At 59.3% G+C, this 20,818-nt stretch carries 16 protein-coding genes; 4 read left to right on the forward strand and 12 right to left on the reverse strand.

What is annotated here, in order from left to right:
• Positions 1 to 7: 7 nt before the first annotated feature.
• From ybeD to leuS, 12 genes are all read right to left on the reverse strand, one after another.
• Positions 8 to 271, reverse strand: coding sequence for a DUF493 family protein YbeD (gene ybeD, locus ABD827_RS01545; protein WP_298719064.1), 264 nt, complete (start codon positions 269 to 271; stop codon positions 8 to 10).
• A gap of 181 nt (positions 272 to 452) precedes the next feature.
• The gene (locus ABD827_RS01550; RefSeq protein WP_425567953.1) at positions 453 to 1,619 is read right to left on the reverse strand and encodes a serine hydrolase; all 1,167 of its coding nucleotides are present in this window, start codon (positions 1,617 to 1,619) and stop codon (positions 453 to 455) included.
• Between the two features lie 73 nt (positions 1,620 to 1,692).
• A complete protein-coding gene (locus ABD827_RS01555) occupies positions 1,693 to 2,520 on the reverse strand; it encodes a septal ring lytic transglycosylase RlpA family protein (RefSeq protein ID WP_344961720.1) in 828 nt (275 codons plus the stop codon).
• Entirely contained in the window at positions 2,504 to 3,481 is a 978-nt protein-coding gene (gene mltB, locus ABD827_RS01560; protein WP_344961722.1) for a lytic murein transglycosylase B, read from the reverse strand. The genes ABD827_RS01555 and mltB overlap by 17 nt, the downstream gene beginning before the upstream one ends.
• 12 nt (positions 3,482 to 3,493) lie before the next feature.
• A complete protein-coding gene (gene rodA, locus ABD827_RS01565; RefSeq protein WP_344961724.1) occupies positions 3,494 to 4,600 on the reverse strand; it encodes a rod shape-determining protein RodA in 1,107 nt (368 codons plus the stop codon).
• Positions 4,593 to 6,485, reverse strand: coding sequence for a penicillin-binding protein 2 (gene mrdA, locus ABD827_RS01570; RefSeq protein ID WP_344961827.1), 1,893 nt, complete (start codon positions 6,483 to 6,485; stop codon positions 4,593 to 4,595). Before mrdA ends, rodA begins: the two co-directional genes overlap by 8 nt.
• A 2-nt stretch (positions 6,486 to 6,487) precedes the next feature.
• Positions 6,488 to 6,958, reverse strand: coding sequence for a 23S rRNA (pseudouridine(1915)-N(3))-methyltransferase RlmH (gene rlmH, locus ABD827_RS01575; protein WP_298719075.1), 471 nt, complete (start codon positions 6,956 to 6,958; stop codon positions 6,488 to 6,490).
• The gene (gene rsfS / locus ABD827_RS01580; RefSeq protein WP_344961726.1) at positions 6,958 to 7,299 is read right to left on the reverse strand and encodes a ribosome silencing factor; all 342 of its coding nucleotides are present in this window, start codon (positions 7,297 to 7,299) and stop codon (positions 6,958 to 6,960) included. The genes rlmH and rsfS overlap by 1 nt, the downstream gene beginning before the upstream one ends.
• Before the next feature lie 34 nt (positions 7,300 to 7,333).
• A complete protein-coding gene (nadD, locus tag ABD827_RS01585) occupies positions 7,334 to 7,981 on the reverse strand; it encodes a nicotinate-nucleotide adenylyltransferase (protein ID WP_344961728.1) in 648 nt (215 codons plus the stop codon).
• Between the two features lie 152 nt (positions 7,982 to 8,133).
• Positions 8,134 to 9,162 (reverse strand): DNA polymerase III subunit delta, encoded by a 1,029-nt coding sequence (gene holA / locus ABD827_RS01590; RefSeq protein WP_344961730.1) that lies wholly within the window; start codon positions 9,160 to 9,162, stop codon positions 8,134 to 8,136.
• Positions 9,162 to 9,647 carry an LPS-assembly lipoprotein LptE gene (locus ABD827_RS01595; RefSeq protein ID WP_298719083.1) on the reverse strand — a complete coding sequence of 162 codons (486 nt, stop codon included), beginning with the start codon at positions 9,645 to 9,647 and terminating at the stop codon, positions 9,162 to 9,164. Before ABD827_RS01595 ends, holA begins: the two co-directional genes overlap by 1 nt.
• A 249-nt stretch (positions 9,648 to 9,896) precedes the next feature.
• Positions 9,897 to 12,476, reverse strand: a complete 2,580-nt coding sequence (leuS, locus tag ABD827_RS01600; RefSeq protein ID WP_344961733.1) for a leucine--tRNA ligase — start codon at positions 12,474 to 12,476, stop codon at positions 9,897 to 9,899.
• 122 nt (positions 12,477 to 12,598) lie between these two features.
• On the opposite strand from leuS, the gene ABD827_RS01605 reads away from it, so the two are divergent.
• The 4 genes from ABD827_RS01605 to ABD827_RS01620 form a co-directional block, all read left to right on the forward strand.
• Positions 12,599 to 13,084 (forward strand): zinc ribbon-containing protein, encoded by a 486-nt coding sequence (locus tag ABD827_RS01605; RefSeq protein ID WP_344961735.1) that lies wholly within the window; start codon positions 12,599 to 12,601, stop codon positions 13,082 to 13,084.
• A gap of 380 nt (positions 13,085 to 13,464) precedes the next feature.
• Complete coding sequence (locus ABD827_RS01610) at positions 13,465 to 15,057, forward strand: TolC family protein (RefSeq protein ID WP_344961738.1); 1,593 nt, start codon at positions 13,465 to 13,467, stop codon at positions 15,055 to 15,057.
• Entirely contained in the window at positions 15,054 to 15,794 is a 741-nt protein-coding gene (locus ABD827_RS01615; RefSeq protein WP_344961740.1) for an efflux RND transporter periplasmic adaptor subunit, read from the forward strand. The genes ABD827_RS01610 and ABD827_RS01615 overlap by 4 nt, the downstream gene beginning before the upstream one ends.
• Positions 15,795 to 15,855: 61 nt before the next feature.
• Positions 15,856 to 20,818, forward strand: a 4,963-nt coding sequence (locus ABD827_RS01620) for a DUF4347 domain-containing protein (protein WP_344961742.1), incomplete at its 3' end; no start/stop codon positions are given.

Here is a 20,818-nt window from a genome sequence, read left to right on the forward strand (position 1 = left end):
CTATGTCCTAGAGTACGTACTTGACCAGTTCCAGTTCACCCAGTTGCTGGTACAGCAATTCGACCTGTTCCTTGCTGTGTACCGTGACCTGCACGGTCACCGCATGGTAGGTACCCTTGCTGCTGGGGCGAACCTGGGGACTGTAATCACCGGGCACATGCTGTTGCAGCACTTCCACCACCATATCGGGCAGACGCTCGTCGGCCAGGCCCAGGATCTTGAAGGGAAAGCGGCAGGGAAAATCGAGCAACTCATCAAATTTGGTATTCATGGCAACCTTTACAACGTGCGGTATTCGGGGGTAATGGAGACTGTTCCATAACCAATGTCACATTTTTATCATAAAATCGCCGGTTTCGAAACCGGCAAGTCATCGAGCCAGAGAAGAGTCGTGATAAAAAAAGCCGGAAGCGCATTCCTTCCGGCTTGTGGTTTATCCGACTCGGCGATGCTTAGTTGAACAGATCCTGAACCAGCAACTTGATGTAGTCGATCAGACGGCTGAAGATGCCACCCTGCTCGACTTCTTCCAGCGCCACCAGCGGCATGGTTATCACGTCTTTGCCGTCGAGCTTCAGGTGCAGGGTGCCGACCTGTTCGCCTTTGGCCAGCGGGGCTTTCAATGCCTTGTCGAGGGTAAAGTCGGCTTCCAGGCTCTGAGCCTGGCCACGGGGAATGGTCACCGCGACCGTCTTGTCGACGCCGAGGGCGACGGTGTCCTTGTCGCCCATCCAGATGCGTTGATCCATCAGCTTGCTGCCCGCCTGATACGGGGTCAGGGTCTGATAGAAGCGAAAGCCATAGGTCAGCAGCTTCTTGCTTTCGGAGGCGCGCATCCGTTCGTTCGATGCTCCCATCACCACGGCGATCAGGCGCATGTCTTCCTTGGTGGCGGATGACACCAGGTTATACCCCACGGCCTCGACATGACCGGTCTTGATGCCATCGACATTCAGCGACTGATCCCACAGCAGGGTATTGCGGTTGTGCTGGGTTATACCATTGAAGGTAAAGGATTTTTCGGCATAGATTTTATATTCTTCCGGCACATCGCGGATCAGCGCCTGCCCCAGCCGCGCCATGTCGTAAGCGGTGGTATACATGTCGTCGCTGTGCAGGCCGTGCGGGGTGACGAAGTGACTGTCGTTCATGCCCAGACGCGCCGCCCAGCCATTCATCAGATCGGCAAAGGAATTGACGCTGCCGGCCAGATGTTCGGCCACGGCCACGGTGGCATCGTTACCGGACTGAATGATGATGCCGCGGTTCAGCTGATCGATGCTGACCTGTTTGCCCACTTCCAGAAACATCACCGACGAGCCGGGAAAGTTCTGTGCCCAGGCCGCTTCGCTGATGGTGACCAGATCGTCCCGCTTGACCTTACCTTCCTGCAGCGCCTGACCCAGAATGTAGGAGGTCATCATCTTGGTCAGGCTGGCCGGCGGCAGTTTTTCGTCGGCCTGGTGCGACACCAGTACCTGGCCGCTGGAATAGTCCATCAGTACATAGGATTTGGCAGCGATGGCCGGCGGCTCCGGAATCATGGGGCCCTGAGTCTGTGCCTGAGTGGTAAAGGACACAAAAGCGGCGAGGAATAAGGAGGGGAGAGTGTTAACCATACGCATAACGTCTGCTGGGTCCCTGTGTAAAGAGGCAGTGGCTGCCGGTATAAGATGAATTAAAACAGGCTGTTCAGTTCAGAAAATAGGCCTGTGCATACCCTTCGGCAATCAGCCGGGTCAGGGTGTTTTCTGTTTTATTGGCCGGAATAGGCCCCATCTGCAGGCGATACCATTCAGACTGGCGCTCGACTCGGGCGGGGAAACCATACTCTTTGCTCAGGCGGGCAGCAAGTTCCTTGGCTTTATCGGCAGAGCGGGTGGCCAGTAACTGAATATGCTTACCTTCGGTGACCTTTGCCAGGCGGGTTTCCTGGCCGTCGGGTGCCACCTTGATCAGCTCGATTTTCACCGGCGCGGTGCCGGTATTGAGCATGCCCAGCTTGTAGGCGGCGGCATAGGACACATCGAGTACCCGGTCGTCGTGGAAGGGACCGCGATCATTGACCCGCACCACCACCTGTTTGCCGTTTTCCTTGTTGGTGACCCGCACGAAGGAAGGCAACGGCAGATTCTTGTGGGCGGCGGTCATGGTATACATGTCATATACCTCGCCGTTGGAGGTGTGATAGCCGTGGAACTTGGCGCCATACCAGGAGGCCATGCCTTCATCCTGGTAGTTCTCGACTTCCTGCCATACCTCGTAATCCTGCCCCCAGACGTTGTAGTTCTTGTTGCCCTGGCGGGTATAGGGTTCATAGCGCGGCACCGCGTCCTTGACGTGGTCCAGGTTGGGCGCCACACCCGGTGGCTTGTCCTGGCGCAGGGCATACCGGCCGCCGGCGGTTTCCCGATCGTAGGCATCATCCTGGGTCTGGCCCTGTTCGGGATCAGGCTGGGAACTGCAGGCGGCAAGCATCAGTGCCGCCAACGGCAAAAGGGATTTAGAGAGACTGTTCATAGGCCTGCTTAAGCTGCTCACTGAGTTGATAGACTGCCATGGCGTACAAGGGGCTGCGATTATAGCGGGTAATCACGTAAAAGTTATGTCTTACCACCCAATATTCCGGCCCGTCGACGCCGTCCAGACGGATCAGCTTGACCGGCGTATCGGCGGCCAGCTCCTGATCGACGACCACACCGGCGGCGGCCAGTTCGGCCCAGCTGTGGCTCATTTCCAGTGCCGGACTCAGCAGGGCGTCGGCCGCCTCGGTATCGGTCACTTTAGCCGGGTAGGCGACATCGTCACCCGGCTGCCATTTATGCTCGTGAAAGTAGTTGGCGACGCTGCCGATGGCATCGACCGGCTGAAACAGGTTGCGTTCGCCGTCGGCGTCGAAGTCGAAGTCGACCGCATAATGACGGTAGCTGGAGGAAATAAACTGGCCCATGCCCATGGCGCCGGCGTAGGAGCCTTTCTGCTCATCCAGCGTCCAGTCCTGCTCTTTGGCCAGTTGCAGGTAATGGGCGAACTCGGAGCGGAAGAACTCGCCCCGGGGCGGGTAGTTGAAGCCCAGGGTATAGAGCGCATCCAGTACCTTGTGGCTGCCCATGTGGGCGCCATAAAAGGTTTCCACCCCGATGATGGCGGTAATGACTTGTGCCGGCACCTGCAGTTCCTGCTCGGCCCGGGCCAGCAGTTCGGCATGTTGCTGCCAGAATTCGACGCCCTGCTGCAGACGTTTGTCGGTCAGAAAGATGGGGCTGTACTGGTGCCAGGGCTTGGCTTCTGCCGGCCGGGTCATGGCATCGATGATCGATTGCTGATAAGTAGCCTGGGTGATGGCGTCGTTCAACTCGGTGACGGGCAACTCGAACTTGCCGGCCAGCTCGTCGAGCCAGCGCTGCTGTTCCGGATTCATCTCTGCGGCCGTTACCGAGGTGGTGGACAGCAAGGCGGCAGAAACAAGGGCAAGACGCATTCGATAATCCTTTTATTTGGCCAACAGGCGCTTATGAGTATGCACGGACATCAGGATGCCAAATCCGGCCATCAGTGTCACCATGGAGGTACCGCCGTAACTGATCAGGGGCAAGGGCACTCCCACCACCGGCAGCAGGCCGCTGACCATGCCGATATTGACGAACACGTACACGAAAAAAGTCAGGGTCAGGGCGCCACCGAGCAGACGGGGAAATGCCCCCTGGGCCTGCATCGAGATATAGAGGCCGCGCCAGATGATGAACAGATAGAGCAGCATCAGCAGGCAGACGCCAACCAGGCCGAACTCTTCACTCAATACCGCAAAGATAAAGTCGGTATGGCGTTCGGGAAGAAACTCCAGCTGCGACTGGGTGCCCTGCAGCCAGCCCTTGCCCCAGAGTCCGCCCGAGCCAATGGCAATCTTGGACTGGATGATATGATAACCGGCGCCCAGTGGGTCACTTTCCGGGTTGAGCAGAGTCAGAACCCGTCGTTTCTGATAATCGTGCATCAGAAAAAACCACAGGGCCGGCAGAAAGGCGGCAATGGCAGCCACGGCGGCCATAATCAGTCGCCAGGACATGCCGGCCAGAAAAATGACGAAAAAACCGGAGGCTGCCACCAGCAGAGACGTGCCCAGATCCGGTTGCTTGGCGATCAGCAGGGTGGGGAGCAGCACCAGCCCCAGTGCCAGAAAGACATGCAACAGGCTGGGTGGCAGCGGATAGCGGCTGATATAGGCGGCGATGGTCATCGGCATCACCAGCTTCATGATTTCCGAGGGTTGGAAGCGAAAGGAGCCCAATTCCAGCCAGCGTTGTGCCCCCTTGCCGATATCGCCGACCAGCAGCACCAGCACCAGCAGTATGACCCCCAGCATAAACACCGGTGGCGCCCAGCGGGCATAGAAGCCGGGCGGTAATTGCGCCAGCACCATCATTACCACCAGTGACAGGCCGATACGCAGACCCTGACGAGTAAGCGAGTCCAGGCTTTCACCGGAGGCGGAATAAAGAATGGCCAGGCTGGCGCCGAGCAGGGTCAGCAGCGCCAGCAGCAGCGGCCAGTCCAGGTGCAATATCTCCGACAGGGAGCGGCGGTGCTGTCGTTTATTCATGCGTCTGTTCCTCGCCTTCGGGGTCCTGCAATAGCTCGGGGATCATGTAGAGATCGAGCAGAGCCCGGGCCACGGGAGCGGCGTGTGAGCTGCCGCCACCGGCGTTTTCCAATACCACAGATACGACGACCTCCGGATTTTCAAAGGGTGCGTAGGCCACAAACAGGGCGTTGTCGCGCAGATGTTCCTTGGTACTGGCGTGGTCGTACTGCTGGTTTTCGGCCAGGCCGAATACCTGAGCGGTACCGGACTTGCCGCCCGCCTTGTAGGGGGTATCGGCAAAGGCCCGCCGGGCGGTGCCCTCTCTGCCGTTGATTACCCGGTACATGCCGGAAAGACCCACATCCCAGAAGCTGTCTTGCTTCAGTTGAATGGGATTACCTTTACTGACCGGCATCGAGATCATGCCCTCGGGTCCCTTGATGCCATGCAACAGCCGGGGATGAACCGTTTCGCCGTGGTCCACCATGATGGCGACGGCCCGGGCAAGTTGCAGCGGGGTCGCGGTCCAGTAGCCCTGACCGATGCCGATCGAGATGGTGTCGCCCTGATACCAGGGTTGCTTGTGACGTGCCTGTTTCCAGTCGCGGGACGGCATGGTACCGCTGGTTTCTTCGTGCAGATCGACCCCGGAATACTGGCCGAAGCCGAAGCGGCTCATGTAATCGTTGATCTTGTCTATGCCCACCCGGTAGGCCAGATCGTAGAAAAAGGTATCGGCCGAGATTTCGATGGCCCGGTACACATCCATCCAGCCGTGGCCCCAGCGCCGCCAGTCGCGGAATTTACGCTTGGTATTGGGGATCTGGAAATAGGGTCCGCCAAAGAAACGGGTGCTGGGGGTAATGGCGCCTTCGTTCAGCCCCATGACCGACATCATCGGCTTGACGGTAGAGGCGGGAGCGTAGATGCCCTGGCTGGCTCTGTTGATCAGCGGGCGGTCCGGGTTGTTAAGTAGCTCCCGGTATTGTGGGCTGCTGATGCCGTGCACGAACAGATTGGGGTCGTAGCTGGGGCTGGAAATCAGCGCCAGTATCTTGCCGTCTTTCGGACTCATGATGACGGCGGCCCCCCGGCGCTCGGCCATCAGTTTCTGCGCTTTCTGCTGCAGCGCAACATCCACGTTGAGATAGATATCGCTGCCCGGTATCGGCGGCTGGTACTTGAGGGTGCGGATCACCCGGCCGCGGTTGTTGACTTCGACTTCCTGATAGCCGGCCTGGCCGTGCAGCAGATCCTCGTAGTAACGCTCTACCCCCAGCTTGCCGATATCGCGGGTGGCAGCGTAGTTGGCCAGCTTGTTGTCTTGCTGCAGGCGCGCCACGTCCTTGTCGTTGATACGCGCCACATAGCCGATCACGTGGGTGAAGGTATCCCGGTAGGGATAAAAGCGCTTGAGATAGGCCTCGATGTTCGCGCCCGGGTATTTATGCTGATTGATGCTGAACAGGGCCACCTGCTCTTCGCTCAGGCGATTGACCAGCACCACCGGGTTGAAACGGCGCTGGCGGCGCACGTCGGCCAGAAAGCGGGCCTTGACCTCGGGATCCAGGTCGAGCAGCGCAATCAACTCGTCGACGGTGGTGTCCAGATCAGGGGATTGTTCGGGAATGATTTCCAGGCTGTAGATGGGCCGGTTTTCCGCCAGCAGCACGCCGTTGCGATCGAAGATCAGGCCGCGGGTGGGGGCGATGGGCAGCACCTTGATGCGGTTATCGTTGGAGCGGGTCTGATAACTCTGGTGTTCGTTGATCTGCAGATGGTAAAGATTGGCAAGCAATACCCCCAGCAATATCACTATGCCCATAAACGCAATCACCGCCCGGCGCCAGTACAGGGATGATTCGGCGCCATGATCGCGCATCTTTACCCGGCCTTTTGCCATCATTATTCCCGGTGATAGGGGTGGTTGTTATTGATGCTCCAGGCGCGATACAGGCTTTCTGCCGCCACTACCCGCACCAGCGGATGAGGCAGCGTCAGTGGCGATAGCGACCAGGATTGTTCTGCGGCGGCCTTGCAGGCCGGCGACAGCCCTTCGGGACCGCCGATCAGAATGGCGACATCCCGGCCGTCAAGCTGCCAGCGGGTCAGCTCGCCGGATACTTGCTCCGTGGTCCAGGGACGGCCCGGAATATCGAGGGTGACGATGCGTGCCGACTTGGCCACCGCCGCCAGCATCTGCTCGCCTTCCTTGTGCAGAATGCGCTCGATATCGGCATTCTTGCCGCGTTTACCGGCCGCGATCTCGACCAGCTCAAGCGGCAGATCCCGAGGGAAACGCCGCTGATATTCCTGAAAACCGGCGGTTACCCAGGCCGGCATTTTGGTGCCGACCGCCACCAGTTGCAATTTCATCAGGCCACGGCTCCGACGCTGTTGCCACCCCAGAGTTTTTCGAGCTGGTAAAAGTCGCGGGTTTCTTCCTGCATTACGTGCACGATGGCATCGCCCAGGTCGACCAGTACCCATTCTCCGGCGTCCATACCGTCTACACACATCAGGTGCAGACCGGCATGCTTGGCTTCGGTGGCCAGGTGCTCGGCGATGGAATTGACATGGCGGCTGGAATTACCGGAGCAGATGATCATGCAGTCGGTGATGGTGGACTTGCCGCTGACATCCAGAACCTGAATATCGCGGGCTTTCAGATCGTCGAGCTTGTCGACGATGAAGGTATGCAGTTCTTGACCTTGCAAGGGGGCGTTCTCCTCAATTCAAAATGACAGCGAATTATAACACGGGCCCGTTATAGAGTCCCTTATCTCGAATATAGTCCGCGACCGGGTCAGGCAATAAATATTGCGGATTGTTCCCGGCTCGAATGCATTCACGAATCCGGGTGGAGGAAATATCCAGTTGCGGGTTATCGATCAGATAAATACAGCCGGCCGGTTTGCGATGCAATTGCTCGCTGTCCCGGGTGCCGTGGGCCTGATACAGCGCTTCTATGGTCGGGTTGAACTCGGGCATCCAGCCGGGCCTGTGGCTGACCACCAGATGGGCATGGTCGAGCAGCTCCTGCCAGCGATGCCAGCGATCCAGGCTGCACAGGGAGTCCATGCCCATCAGAAAGCACAAGGGAACCCGGGGAAATTCCCGACGCAGCTCGATCAGCGTCTCGATGGTGTAGGAGGGGCGGTCGCGCCTCAGTTCCCGGTCGTCGACGGTCAGCCCCGGGGTTTGTGCCGCCGCCAGTTTTACCATGGCGAGGCGGTGTGCCGGTGCGCTGTCGGGTGTGGCTCTGTGGGGCGGAATATAATTAGGCAACAGCCGCACCTCGGCCAGTTCCAGTCGCTCCAGCACATGGATGGCCGGGCGCAGATGGCCGATATGAATGGGGTCGAAGGTGCCGCCCAGCAGGCCGATGGCTTTTTTCATGGTTTATTCCGTGAAGGGTGAGGCGTGAAAGCGGTGAGGCGTGAGGGGTAAGGGGGAACAGGCGGGCAAGGAGCGTTTGCCGAGTGCGAAGGCCGTCGGCAATTTGGCCCCGAGTGTGTTGAACTGTCTCCTCACGTCTTACACCTCACTCCTTACATGTTTGGATTAATAGTCAGCGGTTTCGCATCGAGAAAGCCGACACACAGGCTGTACAGCCAGCGCCAGGCTTCGTCGTCATCGAAGGCGGCCACGGCCCGGTCGGCGGCGGCGAGCATGGACTGCAACTGCTGCAGCTTGGGCAGTGGCAGTCGGCCGAGGGCCGCCTGCATCATCGGTTGGCGACTGGACCAGACATGCAGGGTGCCGGCCAGCTGATGAAACGACTGCCCGCCCTGCAACCCCAGCTGCAGTTGCTGCAGGGTGCTCAGCTCCCGGGCCAGCAAATGGCACAGCATGCCGGCTTCTATTCCTTCCTGGCGCAGTTGCAGCAGGATGCGACAGGCCCGTTTGACCTTGCCCTGCAACAGGGGGTCGAACAGCTGAAAGGGATTGAACTGATGATGGGGCTGTACCTGCTGCTGCAACAGCGCCAGTGTCAGCGGTTGCGGCAGATTTTGCAGGGCCAGTTTTTCGATTTCGCCGACTACCGCCAGCAGGTTGCCCTCGAAGGCATAGGCCAGCCAGCGCAGGGCCTCGGGTTCGGCGCTCATGCCATGCTGGTGCAGGCGTTGGCTCAGCCAGCGGGGAAAATGCCGGGCATCCGGGGTAATAACCGGCACCTGGGGGCCCGCCGCCGTCAGCGCCTTGAACCAGGCGCTCTTCTGTTGTTGCTGATTGAGCCGGGGGCCGGTAACGAGCAGCAATAAATCCGGGTGACATTGTTTGAGCAGTTCGCGCAACCGATCCGAGCCGGTTTTGTCGAGCTTGTCCGGCAGGTGCAGCTCGATGATCTGGCGCTGACTGAACAGGCTCATCGACTGACTGGCATCGAAAATGTCGTCCCAGTCCAGGCCCTCGTCGGCATCGAAGCGGTGACGCTCGTCAAACCCCAGCGTGCGGGCGGCCTGGCGCAGGGTGTCCAGCGCTTCCTGCTTCAGCAGCGGCTCGTCACCGTAAATGAAATAGCAGGGTGCCAGCCCGGCCTGCAGATGTTGCGGCAGCTGTTCCGGGTAAAGACGCATCAGAACGACAGGCGATTGAGCTGGCGCACGATTTGCGCGGCCGCCTCGAATTCCATCTGCTCGCGCAGTTGCTGCTGCTCCCGGCCGGAGGCCAGTGCCTGCTCGGATTTATCGAGGAAGCTGCGGTTGAAGGTGACATTGAACACCTGGCGCGGCTCGTCGGGCATATCCAGGGTAAAGCGGGTGTTGAAGCGGGTGGCGTATTCGAGCGCATCGGCCCGCGAGTTGACCGAGGCCACGCTGTTGCCCTGTCCCAGACCCGAAATAGTCAGCACCGGCGTCAGTGCGTCGGGCTCGACCAGTTGCGCACCGGCGCGTTGCAGCCGGGCCGCCACCAGCCGATAAAACTGGGTCTTGTCGTCGCCAACCAGCGCCAGCCGCTGCAGCTCGGGCGCCAGGTTGTCGCCGCCCCTGAGCTGAAAGCCGCAACCGGTCAGCAGCAGCGTCAGCAGTATCAGTAGCCCTGCCTTGATTCGAGTGAGCATGAAAACTCCTTAAAATTAACCGATAGGGGTAAAGCGTGAGGGGTGAGGGGGACTCCTCACTCCTTATCCCTTACTCTTCGCGTTTCTTGGTAGGGTCGAATTTATTCGACCGAGTCAGACCGCGAGTCACGGTCATTGGTCGATTGAAATCGACCCTACGACAGATGGTGAGGGGCGAAGTGTGAGGCGCGAGGTATAACCCCCTCACGCCTGACTCCTCACCCCTCACGTTTCTTAGTGCGCGACGAGTTAGTTCGCGACGATGTTCAGCAGCTTGCCGGGCACGTAGATCACCTTGCGTACCGTCTTGCCGTCCAGGTGACGGGCCACGTTGTCGTCGGCCTGGCCGGCGGCTTCTACCGCTTCCCGGCTGGCATCGGCGGCGACGGTAATCTTGCCACGTACCTTGCCGTTGACCTGCACCACCACCAGTTTCTCGTCTTCTACCAGGGCATCGGCATCGGCCACCGGCCACTGAGCGTGATCGATATCGCTCTGGCCCAGTGCCTGCCACAGTTCGAAACAGGTGTGCGGCACTATGGGGTGCAGCATGATGGTGACCGCTTCCAGCGCTTCCTGCAGCAGGGCGCGGTTTTGTGCGTCACTCATCTCGACCTTGGTCAGCTTGTTCATCAGCTCCATGATGGCGGCGATGGCGGTGTTGAAGGTCTGGCGGCGACCGACATCGTCGCTCACCTTGGCAATGGTTTTGTGCACGTCGCGGCGCAGGGCCTTCTGATCGTTGCTCAATGCGGCCACATCCAGCGCGGCAACCTCACCCAGAGCCTGGTGTTCAAACACCAGTTTCCACAGGCGCTTGAGGAAGCGCAGCGCGCCTTCGACGCCGGAGTCGGACCATTCCAGGGTCATGTCGGCGGGGGAGGCGAACATCATGAACAGGCGCACGGTATCGGCGCCGTACTTGTCGACCATCACCTGCGGATCGATGCCGTTATTCTTGGACTTGGACATCTTGGTCATGCCGGTGTGTACCAGCTCGCGACCGTCTTTATCCAGCGCGCGCTTGACCCGGCCCTTTTCGTCCCGCTCCATGGTGACATCCAGCGGGCTGACCCAGGTGCGGGCGCCTTTTTCATCGGTATGGTAGAAGGCGTCGGCCAGTACCATGCCCTGGCACAGCAGGCGCTTGAAGGGCTCGTCGGACTCGACCAGGCCGGTATCGCGCAGCAGCTTGTGGAAGAAGCGGGCGTACAGCAGGTGCATACAGGCGTGTTCGATGCCGCCGATGTACTGATCCACCGGCAGCCAGTAGTTGGCTTTTTCCACATCCAGCATGCCCTGATCGTATTCCGGGCTGCAGTAACGGGCGTAATACCAGGACGACTCCATGAAGGTGTCGAAGGTATCGGTTTCGCGCCGTGCCGGCTGGCCGTTATAGCTGGTCTTGGCCCATTCGGGGTCGGCCTTGATCGGGCTCTGAATGCCGTCCATCACCACGTCTTCCGGCAGTATCACCGGCAAGTCTGCTTCCGGTACGCCGACGACCGAGCCGTCTTCCAGGTTTAGCATCGGAATGGGCGCGCCCCAGTAACGCTGGCGGCTCACGCCCCAGTCACGCAGACGGAAGTTGACGGTGCGACGGCCCAGATTTTTGGCAATCAGGGTATCGGCGATGGCATTGAAGGCCTGATCGAAGTCGAGACCGTCAAACTCGCCGGAGTTGAACAGCACGCCCTTATCGATATAGGCGGCGTCACCGAGGTCCGGCTCGTCGCCGTCGGCGGGCTTGATCACCGGTGTGATGTCCAGGCCGTACTGGGTGGCAAACTCGAAGTCACGCTGATCGTGGGCGGGCACCGCCATCACGGCACCGGAGCCGTAATCCATCAGCACGAAGTTGGCGACCCAGATCGGCACCTGCTTGCCGGTCAGCGGGTGAACCGCGTACAAACCGGTGGCCATGCCCTTCTTCTCCATGGTGGCCATTTCGGCCTCGGCCACCTTGTGGTGTTTGCATTCTTCGATGAAGGCGGCCAGGGCCGGATTGTTCTCGGCAGCCTGGGTGGCCAGCGCATGACCGGCGGCAATGCCGACATAGGTCACGCCAAACAGGGTGTCGGGGCGAGTGGTATAGACTTCGAAGGACTGGTCCTGCTCGGCAACCGCAAAGCTCAGGGTGACGCCTTCGCTGCGGCCAATCCAGTTGCGCTGCATGGTCTTGACCTGCTCGGGCCACTCGTCCAGGTTGTCGATGTCCTTGAGCAATTCGTCGGCGTATTCGGTGATCTTGATGAACCACTGGGGAATTTCTTTCTGCTCCACCGGGGTGTCACAACGCCAGCAGCAGCCGTCGTTGACCTGCTCGTTGGCCAGCACGGTTTCATCGTGCGGGCACCAGTTGACGGACGAAGTCTTCTTGTAGACCAGGCCTTTTTCATACAGCTTGGTGAAGAACCACTGCTCCCAGCGGTAATATTCGGGAGTGCAGGTGGCCAGTTCCCGATCCCAGTCATAACCGAAGCCCAGCCGCTTGAGCTGGTTCTTCATGTAATCGATGTTTTCATAGGTCCAGGGCGCCGGTGCCGTCTTGTTGTTGATGGCGGCGTTCTCGGCGGGCAGGCCAAAGGCATCCCAGCCGATGGGCTGCAGCACGTTTTTGCCTTGCAGCCGTTGGTAGCGAGAGATAACGTCACCTATGGTGTAGTTACGTACATGCCCCATGTGCAGTCGACCGGAAGGATAGGGAAACATGGATAGGCAGTAGAACTTGTCTTTGCCCGGCTGTTCGGTGGCCTTGAAGGTCTGCTGCTCGGCCCACAAGCGTTGCACTGCGGGCTCAATGTTCTGGGGAATGTATTGCTCTTGCATTAGTGACATCCGGATCTGTGAAATGGGTGATAAACCACGGCGATAAATCGCCATAGAATACCCCAGGGGGGGGAGGGCAACAATAGCCGCTCCTCCTGGTACCGCGCATCCAAGGGGGGAACATGGATAATAAAGAGCAAAAACACAAGAAAGGCTACGACGCCTTCGTCGAGGAGCTGCACCGCCAGTGGCAGCAGACCGAAAACACCAGCATCAGGGACATGGTAGAAACCACCCAGGCTTACATGGAAGCCGCCGGCGATCTGACCAAGGACGAACTGGCGCTGATTGCCCAGTATGTGAAGCGGGATCTGGCGGAAATGGAAGACAGCGGCGACGAATTTCGTGACAGCCTCTTCTATCGCCGCATCAAGGAAACCGTGTGGGGCTGGCTGGCCGATGTGACCGACAAGAGCCAGCTCGAATGGCGGGAGCTGGCCTCTGAGCTGGAGCATCACGGCGAATACCGGGCCGGTGAGGTGGTAGGGCCGGGTCTCTACGATTGCACCCTGTGCGCCCATACCCACGAAGTGACCCACCCGGAGGTACTGACCAGCTGTCTGGAGTGCAACCACGAGACCTTTATACGCCGGCCGCTCATGCCGTAGTATGCGATTATATTGATGTATCCAATACGGCCTCTTTTGGGGCCGTTCGACGCCGATTCATGATACTTTAATGACGTTGACTGAAAATCAAAGGTTTTCATTTGATACTCTTATCTAACGCTGCTAGCATCCGAAATTATTTTACACATAAATTATCTGCGGTTATTCATGGACGATAAAGCGGGTTTTACTTGTGATTCATACTACAGCCTTACAGGGTTGGGCTACGCTGCCCGATCGATATCGAATAGATCACTCCTGCCTCACCCTCCTGATTCCTTTTAAATTCATCCTGTATTTACTATCTCCGGTTAACGTCACTGTTCAGTGAACATAGCCAAACGGATACTGGCTCCCTCAGAAAGTTAAGAGATTAATATATGTTCAAGAAGACCTTGCTTGCCTCATCAATGGTGTTGGCCATCACTGGCTGTGCCGTCACTCCAGAAGCGATTTCTCCCGATAACGTCAGCGCAACGGTGCAGGCAGACATGACGCTGCTCGCACAGGAGCAAGATCAGGTGCTGGATAGTATCGGGCTGGAAGATGCCATTGCCCGCGCGGTGCGCAACAACCGGGATAAAAAACTAAAGGCGCTGGAATCGGCGATGGAGCAGGGCCAGATCGATCTGGTTCAGCATGAAATGCTGCCCAGTCTCGCCGCCTCGGCCGGTTATTCCGAGCGCAGCAACTTTGCCGCCTCCGCCAGCGTTGGTTTTCAGGACGGACACCCCGAGCCCCTTGGACCCAATCCTTCCTATTCCATTTCCCAGGATAAACAGCGTTCCACCTACGACCTAGCACTGAGCTGGAATGTGCTCGACTTCGGCCTGTCTTACGTGCGTGCCAAGCAGCATGCGGATCGTTATCTGATTGCCAAGGAGCGGGAGCGCAAGGTCAGCCATAACATCACCCAGGATGTGCGCGGTGCCTACTGGCGGGCGGTGTCGGCCGAGCGCTTGCTGCAGAAAATCGGTCCCTTGATTGAGCAAGCCTCCGCCGCGCTTGACGACTCGCGTCAGGTTGAATTGCTGCAACTGCGCTCTCCGATGGAAGCGCTGTATTATCAGCGCGAACTGCTCGATGTGCTGCGCTCGCTGCAGTCGTTGAAGCAGGACTTGTCCAACGCCAGAACCGAGCTGGCCGGGCTGATGGGGCTGAAACCCGGCACGGTATTCGAGCTGGCGGATGTAAACGAGCCCGACTTCAGTGTGCCCGAGCTGACGGTAGAGCTGGCGACTATGGAAGAGTTGGCGCTGAACCAGCGGCCCGAGCTGGTGGAAACCTATTACCAGCAGCGTATTTCCGCCGCCGACACCCGAGCCGCCATTCTGAAAATGTTGCCGGGTATCAGTCTCAATGCGGGCGTTTACCAGGACGACAGTGATTATCTGCTCAATCAGAACTGGACCACCCTGGGCGCCCAGGTCAGCTGGAACCTGTTCGATGTATTCAAGGTGGGCGCCGAGCGCCGTCTGGCCAAGACCCGTGAGGCGCTTGCCGAAGAGCAGCGCCTGGCGTCATCCATGGCGGTGCTGACCCAGGTGCATCTGGCCAGAATCCGCTATAACGAGTCACGCAAGTCGTTTGATCTGGCCGATCGCTACCTGAACGTGGCCAGCCGCATCAATGAGCAAACCGTCAATGCCGCGCGCATGAAACGGACCTCGGAACTGGACTTGATCCGTGAGTCGCTCAATACCCTGCTGGCCGAGCTGCGGCGCGACGTAGCCTATGCGGATCTGCAAAACAGCTACGGCCGGGTCTTTGTGACCATGGGCATGGATTTGTTGCCGGAAGATTATGCCGCCAGCAGCGTGGATGCACTGGCCGACACCATTGGCGAGCGTTTTGGTCGGTGGCAGCGTGGTGAGTTTAGCGACGCGGCGGCGATGGTGCCGTCTGCGAATGCCGACAATGAGCCGGTACCGGCCAACGGCGCAGAGTCTGACAGCACGGGTGACATGAGTTGATAACACCATTATCGAACAAGGGCCTGCTGCTGGCGGCCCTGCTTTTTTCGGCCTCGTCTATTCAGGCCGAGGAGCACAAGGCCCGGGCGGTGATCAACGCCTGGGACAGGGCTGTGCTGTCCGGCGAGCTGGCGGCCCGGATCACCAGCCTGCCGAAACGGCCGGGAGAAAGCTTCAACAAGGGCGATCTGTTGGTCGGGCTCGATTGTGCCCTGTATGAAGCCCAGGCCGGCAAGGTAGCGGCAGAGCATACCGCCGCCAGGGTCAAGCTGGATAACGCCCGGCAACTGAACGAGCTGCGCTCGATCGGCAGCCTGGACGTAGCGCTGGCCCAGTCGGAATACGCCCAGACCCAGGCCGAATTGCGTATCGCCCGCATCAATACCCAGCGCTGCCGAATCAAGGCTCCCTACAACGGCAAGGTGGTGACGGTGCTGGTCAACCAGCACGAGAACATTCGCCAGCAGCAGGAATTGATCGAAATTGTCGCCGACCAGCGGCTTGAGGCCGAGGTGGTGGTGCCTGCCACCTGGCTGAGCTGGTTGCAGCCAGCCATGCCGTTAACGCTGCAGATAGATGAAACCGGCGCCAGAGTGGAGGCGACCATTGCCGCCATCAGTCCGGCCATCGATCCGGTGAGCCAGACCCTGCTATTGCGTGCAGAGCTGACACCGTCGGCCGCCTTGATGCCGGGAATGAGCGCCACCGCCTACTTCACTACCGATAGCACCCAGTAACCTCATTATATTTTTGCCGGGTGTCTTGTATGGCGCCCTGAGCCGACCAGGGACAGATGCCATGAACAAGCAAGATACCCCGAAAACATTACCCAAATTTCGTCGCAAGCCGCTGATCACCGCCCTTGAATCACGCATTTTGCTGGATGGTGCCGCCGTGGCCACCGCCGTCGACATGACCACCGATGTGGCCTTTCAGCAGGATGCGGTGCATCAGCCTGCTCCGGATCAGGCCGTGCACTTCAGCGATGGCGACCTGGCGCTGGCGCCCACACAGATTACAGCTGCTGACCCGAGCCAGAATAACGGCCGCAAGGAAGTGGCCTTTGTAGACAGCAGCGTGGAAGACTATCAGACCCTGGTGGACGGCATCGGCGCCGGTATCGAAGTGCAGCTGATCGACGGCAGTGAGGACGGGCTGGCGCAACTGGCAGTGTGGGCGCAGCAGAATCAGGGTTATGACGCCATTCATATTTTGAGCCATGGCAGTGACGGTGCGCTACAGCTGGGGTCGCTGACGTTGAATGACTCCAATATTGCCGAATATTCGAATGATCTTCAGCAACTGGGACAAACGTTGACCGAGCACGGCGATATTATGCTTTATGGCTGTAATATCGCCGCCGGCGATGCTGGATTTGCATTCATTGGTAAGCTCGGCCAGGCGACCGGTACCGATATTGGCGCCTCGACGGACGCAACTGGCGGTACTATTGCAGGCGGCGATTGGGTGTTGGAGCAGGTTGCCTTGTCCAATGATGGTGACGATGTTGTTTCCCCGCTTGTGATTGCCGCTTATGACGACCTGCTTGGCGGGGTGAATCTCGGATTTGAAAGTGGGATGAGTGGCTGGACTGAAGGGGGGACTGTCACTGCCAGTGGCGGCGATAACTATCCCATCTCAGGTAGTTCGTGGACAGTCAATCCGAATGGTTCAACTATGGCTTCTCTGAATGCTACCAGTGGCGAAGACTGGGCAAGCGTAGCGACTGATAAATTGAGTCTGTCTTCTGAAAGTAAAAGTTATATTGATGAACAGTTTACTGCGATTACCCAAGTTAGCTATATCTATCAGGATGTTAGTTTATCTGCTGGTGAGGTGCTGTCTTTCGGCTGGAACTTTCTTGCAACAGACAGTGAATATTATAACGATGCCTCATTCATTTCCTTTGTCAATTTGAGTAATGTCTCCGATCAGCCTCTGGTTAATAACGTCCAATCCGAGATCGGAATTTTGGGGGCGATCACTCCTGGTACTGGCAACTATTCAACTGGCAGCTATTCGAGTACTGGTTGGCAGACCGCTTACTTAAAGGCGAGTGAAGCGGGTACTTACCGAATTGGCTTTGCCGTATTTGATATGAAAGACAAAGCAGTTAGCCCCTACCTGTTTGTCGACGATGGTGCGGGCACCACCTTCAAGAATGGACAGAGCTACGGGCCTATAGCTGAAGATCCTAATGCGCCACCACCGCCGGGAGAAGTCGTGCCTGCTAATGCTGCCCCTGTCATCGGGGGGAGCAGCAGCGGCCAGAATGTAAACGATACTGGCACTATCACGCCGTTTTCCGCCGTGGCCTTGTCCGATGCCGAGGGAGATAATCTGACTGTAAATATCTCGCTGGACTCAGCGGCCAAAGGGGCCTTTACCGAAGCATCGTTGACCGCATCAGGCTTTACCGATAATGGAGATGGCAACTACAGCCTCGCCACTACCAACGCTGCCAGTGCGCAAACGGCTATTCGTCAGCTAGTATTCGATCCAGCCGAAAACCGGGTTGCGTCCGGCTCGACCGAAACCACAACCTTTACCATTTCGGTTAGCGATGGTACGTCTACAACGAACGACGCTACAACCACAGTTGTCTCTACTTCTGTTAATGACGAACCGACTCTGACTGCTATCGCCAGCAACCCGACCTTTACCGAGGACGGCAGCGCGGCCATCCTGTTTAGCGGCACCAGCATCAGCACCGTCGAGGCTGGACAGAGCATCAACGGCCTGAGCTTCACCGTCACCAATGTCACCAACGGCAGCAACGAGCGTATCAACATCGATGGCACCACCATTGTGCTGACCCACGGCACCAGCGGCACCACCGCCGGCAACAGCCTCAGTTACAATGTCAGTGTCAGCGGCACCACCGCGACCGTGTTGCTGACCGGCGGCAACATGCCGACCGCCTCGGCTCAGACCTTGGTCGACGGCATGAGTTACCAGAACAACAGTCAGGATCCTGATACTGCCAGCTATCGCGTCGTGAGTCTGACCAGCCTGCAGGACAGCGGCGGTACCGCCAACGACGGTGAAGATACCGCCGCCTTGTTGGCTGTTGCCTCGACCATTACTTTAGTGGCGGTGAACGATGCGCCGGTACTGAGTGCCGCGGCAACGGCGGGCTATACCGAAAATGCCGCCGCCACCGTGATCGATAACGGCCTGACGTTGAGCGATGCCGACGACAGCCAGCTGACCGGCGCCAGCGTCACCATCAGCAGCGGCCTGACCAGCGGCGATGTACTGGCGGCCAGCACCGGTGGTACCGCCATCAGCGCCAGCTACAACAGTGCTACCGGCGTGCTGACCCTGTCCGGCACCGACACGGTGGCCAACTACCAGGCGGTGCTGCGCGGCGTGACCTTCGCCAGCAGCTCGGAAGATCCGACCGCCAGCAACACTACCCGCACCCTGCAGTGGCAGGTGACCGATGCCAACTCCGACGGCGCCGGGACTCAGAGCAGCACAGTACAGAGCACCACCCTGACGGTGACCCCGAGCAACGATGCGCCGGTGGTCTCCGCGGCCGCTATGGCTGCCTATACGGAGAACGCCTCCGCCACGGTGATCGATGGCACCATCAGCCTCGGTGATGCCGACGACAGCCAGCTGACCGGGGCCAGCGTCACCCTCAGCGCCGGCCTGACTGCCGGGGATGTGCTGGCGGCGACCACCAGCGGCACCAGTATCAGCGCTAGCTACAACAGCGCTACTGGCGTGCTGACCCTGACCGGTACCGACTCGGTGGCCAACTACCAGGCGGTGTTGCGCAGCGTGACCTTCGCCAGCAGCTCGGACGATCCGACCGCGACCAGCGCCACCCGCACCCTGCAGTGGCAGGTGACCGACGCCGACTCCGATGACGCGGGAGCCGAGAGCAGTAATGTGCAGAGCACCACGCTGGCGATTACGCCGAGCAACGACGCGCCGATGGTCTCCGCGGCCGCTACGGCTGCCTATACGGAGAACGCCTCCGCCACGGTGATCGATGGCACCATCAGCCTCGGTGATGCCGACGACAGCCAGCTGACCGGGGCCAGTGTCACCCTCAGCGCCGGCCTGACCAGCGGCGATGTGCTGGCGGCGACCACCACCGGCACTGTGATCTCGGCCAGCTACGACAGCGCTACTGGCGTGCTGACCCTGACCGGTACCGACTCGGTGGCCAACTACCAGGCGGTGTTGCGCAGCGTGACCTTCGCCTGCAGCTCGGACGATCCGACCGCGACCAGCGCCACCCGCACCCTGCAGTGGCAGGTGACCGACGCCAATTCCGATGACGCGGGAGCCGAGAGCAGTAATGTGCAGAGCACCACGCTGACGGTGACCCCGTTGAATGATGCGCCGGTGGCGAAGAATGACAGTAATATAGCTACCGAGGCCGGTGGTGTTGTCAATGCTACCGCTGGAGGTGAGGTCAGAGGTGACGTGCTCGGTAATGATAGTGATGTTGACAGCGCCGATACTAGCACTGTTACCGGCGTGGTATTCGGTGACACCAGCGGCACGGTCGGCACGGCACTGAATGGCCAGTACGGCAGCCTGACGTTGAACGAAGACGGCTCCTACAGCTACGTGATCGACGAGAGCAATGCGGCGGTGCAGGCCCTGCGTACCAGCGGCCAGACTCTGAGCGAAACCTTCGGCTATACCGTCACCGATGCGGCCGGTGCTACCGATACCGCGACGCTGACCATTACCATCAAGGGCAGTAACGATGCCCCGGTGGCGACCGATGACACGGCGATCGCGGTAGAAGCGGGTGGCGAGGCCAACGGCAGCGTGGGCAGTAATGCCAGCGGCAATGTGTTGGCTAACGACAGCGACGTGGACAGCGTGGCCAATGGCGAAACCAAGGCGGTGACCACGGTCGAGTTCGGCGACACCGGCGGCACGGTCGGCACGGCACTGAATGGCCAGTACGGCCGCCTGACACTGAATGCAGACGGCTCATACAGCTACGTGATCGACGAGAATAATGCGGCGGTCCAGGCACTGCGTACCAGCGGTCAGACCCTGAGTGAAACCTTCGGCTATACCGTGACCGATGCGGCCGGTGCTACCGATACCGCGACGCTGACCATCACTATCAAGGGCAGTAACGATGCCCCGGTGGCGACCGATGACACGGCGATCGCGGTAGAAGCGGGCGGCGAGGCCAACGGCAGCGTGGGCAGTAATGCCAGCGGCAATGTGTTGGCTAACGACAGCGACGTGGACAGCGTGGCCAATGGCGAAACCAAGGCGGTGACCACGGTCGAGTTTGGTGACACCGGCGGCACGGTCGGCACGGCACTGAATGGCCAGTACGGCAGCCTGACGTTGAACGAAGACGGCTCCTACAGCTACGTGATCGACGAGAGCAATGCGGCGGTGCAGGCCCTGCGTACCAGCGGCCAGACTCTGAGCGAAGCCTTCGGCTATACCGTCACCGATGCGGCCGGTGCTACCGATACCGCGACGCTGACCATTACCCTCCAGGGACAGAACGATGCCCCGGTGGCGACCGATGACACGGCGATCGCGGTAGAAGCGGGCGGCGAGGCCAACGGCAGCGTGGGCAGTAATGCCAGCGGCAACGTGCTGAACAACGACAGCGATGTCGACAGCGTGGCCAATGGCGAAACCAAGGTGGTGACCACGGTCGAGTTTGGTGACACCGGCGGCACGGTCGGCACGGCACTGAATGGCCAGTACGGCAGCCTGACGTTGAACGAAGACGGCTCCTACAGCTACGTGATCGACG

Source organism: Oceanisphaera sediminis, assembly GCF_039539745.1.
GTDB classification, from domain to species: Bacteria; Pseudomonadota; Gammaproteobacteria; order Enterobacterales; family Aeromonadaceae; genus Oceanimonas; species Oceanimonas sediminis.